The organism is Actinocorallia lasiicapitis, assembly GCF_054778695.1.
Map to the genome: position 1 here is coordinate 1 of NZ_BAAGZI010000547.1, position 2,994 is coordinate 2,994.

The 2,994-nt window shown below is 71.8% G+C and carries 2 protein-coding genes; one reads left to right on the forward strand and one right to left on the reverse strand.

Features of this window, described 5'->3' with window-relative positions:
- Positions 1-1,679: phosphogluconate dehydratase (edd, locus tag ACYVE7_RS31910; RefSeq protein WP_460370020.1), on the reverse strand; the 1,679-nt coding region annotated here is incomplete at its 3' end.
- 127 nt (positions 1,680-1,806) lie between these two features.
- On the opposite strand from edd, the gene ACYVE7_RS31915 reads away from it, so the two are divergent.
- Positions 1,807-2,883, forward strand: coding sequence for an ROK family transcriptional regulator (locus ACYVE7_RS31915; RefSeq protein ID WP_460370022.1), 1,077 nt, complete (start codon positions 1,807-1,809; stop codon positions 2,881-2,883).
- Positions 2,884-2,994 lie beyond the last annotated feature (111 nt).

Consider the following 2,994-nt stretch of genomic DNA (forward strand, 5'->3'; position numbering starts at 1 on the left):
CGGGCCAGGAGGTCGGCGAGGGCTTCGAGCTTGCCGCTGTCGGCGTCGAAGCGGACGACGTCGCCGTCCTGGATGTGGGCCAGGGGGCCGCCGGCGGCGGCCTCGGGGGTCAGGTGGATGGCGGCGGGGACCGCGCCGGACGCGCCCGACATCCGGCCGTCGGTCACCAGCGCGACCTTGAAACCCCTGTCCTGGAGGACCGAGAGCGGCGGGGTCAGCTTGTGGAGTTCCGGCATCCCGGTGGCGCGCGGGCCCTGGTAGCGCAGGACGATCACCACGTCGCGGTCCAGCTCGCCCGACTTGAAGGCGTCCAGGATCTGCTCCTGGGTGGCGAAGACCCGGGCGGGCGCCTCGACGAACCGGTGCTCCGGCTTGACCGCGCTGACCTTGATCACGCCACGTCCGAGGTTGCCCTCCAGCATCCGCAGCCCGCCGTCGGCGGAGAACGGGTCGGCGGCCGGGCGCAGCACGGCGAGGTCGCCGCTCTGGTCGGCGGGCGGCTTCCAGATCAGGCCCTCGGCCTCGGTGAGCACCGGGACGGTCGTGTAGGCGTCCAGGCCCTCCCCCGTCACCGTGGTGACGTCCTCGTGCAGCAGCCCCGCCTCGAGCAGCTCGGAGATCAGGTAGCCGGTGCCGCCCGCGGCGTGGAAGTGGTTCACGTCGGCGGAGCCGTTGGGGTAGATCCGGGTGAGCAGCGGGGTCACCGAGGAGAGCTCGGCGAAGTCGTCCCAGGTCAGCTCGATCCCCGCGGCGGCCGCCATGGCGGGCAGGTGCAGGGTGTGGTTGGTGGAGCCGCCGGTGGCCAGCAGCGCGATCACGCCGTTGACGAACGCCTTCTCGTCGAGCACTTCGGCGACCGGTGCGACACCCTGGACGATGCGCCGCCCCGCCTCGGAGGTCAGCGCGTCCCGCAGCGGGGTGTTCGGCGCGACGAAGCTGGCGCCCGGCAGGTGCAGGCCCATGACCTCCATCAGCATCTGGTTGCTGTTGGCGGTGCCGTAGAAGGTGCAGGTGCCGGCCGAGTGGTAGGACTGCGCCTCGGCGTCCAGCAGCTCGTCGCGGCCGACCTCGCCGACGGCGTACAGCTTGCGGATCCGGCCCTTCTCCTGGTTCGGCAGCCCGGAGCCCATCGGGCCCGCGGGGACCAGGATGGTCGGCAGCTGCCCGAACGCGAGCGCCCCGATCACCAGCCCGGGCACGATCTTGTCGCAGACACCCAGCATCAGCGCGCCGTCGAACATGTCGTGGGCGAGCGCGACGGCCGTCGACATGGCGACGACGTCCCGGCTGAACAGGCTGAGCTCCATTCCGGCCCGGCCCTGGGTGATCCCGTCGCACATCGCGGGGACCCCGCCGGCGACCTGGGCGACTCCCCCGGCGAGCAGGACGGCCTTCTTCAGGCGCTCGGGGTAGGTCCGGAACGGCTGGTGCGCCGAGAGCATGTCGTTGTAGGAGGTGACGATCGCGATGTTCGACCGCTGGTTCGCCCTCAGGAACGCCTTCTCCTCCGGCCCGCAGGCGGCGAAGCCGTGGGCGAGGTTGCCGCAGCCGAGCGCTCCGCGCGCGGGCCCCTCGGACGCCGCCTCGGCCACCCGCGCGAGATAGGCGGCCCTGGACGCGGTGGAGCGCGTGATGATCCGCTCGGTGACGCGGGCGATGACCGGGTGCACGGAAGCCATAAGGACAACTCCGGAGGCGAGTTGGTGAACTGGAGGCCCAACTTAGCAGGAGTTGGCCTCACACTTCTTTAGAGAAGATGACAAAAGTCACGCGACTTCAGCAACCCGAACATGGTTCACTGATGAGATGCCGAGACGTGCCGCCACAAGCGGGGAGATCCTTCGCCTCATCCGCGAAGAGGAGATCCACACCCGCGCCGAACTGGCCCGGATCACCGGCCTCTCGCGGCCGATCATCGGCCAGCGCGTGACGGAGCTCCTGGACGCCGAATTCGTGATCGAGGCCCCCGGCGTGTCGAGCGGCGGCCGTCCCGCCGCCCGCCTGGAGTTCAACGGCGACGGGGGAACCGTGCTGGTCGCCTCCCTCGGCCACACCCACGGCCACCTGGCGGTCTGCGATCTGTCCGGCGCGATCCTCGCCAAGGCGCCCGTCGCCATGGCGGGCGGGATCAACGCGATCCTGTCGACCTGGAGCGAGCTGGAGCAGGGACCCGTCCGGGGGGTCGGCATCGCCCTGCCGGGGCCCGCGCTGGAGGACGAGTCGGTCGTCCGCGCCGTCCGGGACCGCTACGCCGTTCCTGTACATATCGACAATGACGTGAACGTGATGGCGCTCGGCGAGCACCGGCTCCGCCACGACGTCGACGATCTGCTGTTCATCAAGGCCTCGACGGGCATCGGCGCCGGGATCGTCTCCGGCGGACGGCTCCAGCGGGGCGCGTTCGGCTCCGCCGGCGAGATCGGCCACATCCCCGTCTCCGACGGGCTGCTGTGCGGCTGCGGAACCGTCGGCTGTGTCGAGACCATCGCGGGCGGCGCGGCGCTGCTCGCCCAGCTCAACGGCCGTGCCCGTGATCTACCGGAACTGGCGTCGTTCGCCCGGTCGGGCGATCTGGAGGCCGTCGCGGTGCTCCGCGAGGCGGGCCGCCGGATCGGGGAGGTCGTCGCGGCGGCCGTCAACATCCTCAACCCGGCGCTGGTGGTGCTGGGCGGCGACCTGTCGGGCAAGAACCTGATCGCGGGGGTCCGGGAGTCGATCTACCATCGGGCGGCGGCCGTCGCCACGCGCCAGCTCCGGATCGAACCGTCCGAGCTGGGGGACGACGCGGGCCTCCTGGGCTGCGCCACGATGATCCTCGACCACATCCTGTCCCCGGACGCCGTCGACGCGGCCCTGTCGGCCCTGCACCGCCAGCCCGCCTGACGATCAGTCCTGGACGCCTTCGGTGCTCAGCAGCACGACCGTCGCGCCCGGCTCGACCCCGGCCCGCCGGACGGCCGCCAGCGAAGCCGCCCCGCAGGGGCCAGCCGCCAC

Bases quoted from the DNA above. Each gene is read 5' to 3' on its own strand.
- ACYVE7_RS31915 (WP_460370022.1), top strand. From the start codon at position 1,807: ATGCCGAGACGTGCCGCCACAAGCGGGGAGATCCTTCGCCTCATCCGC.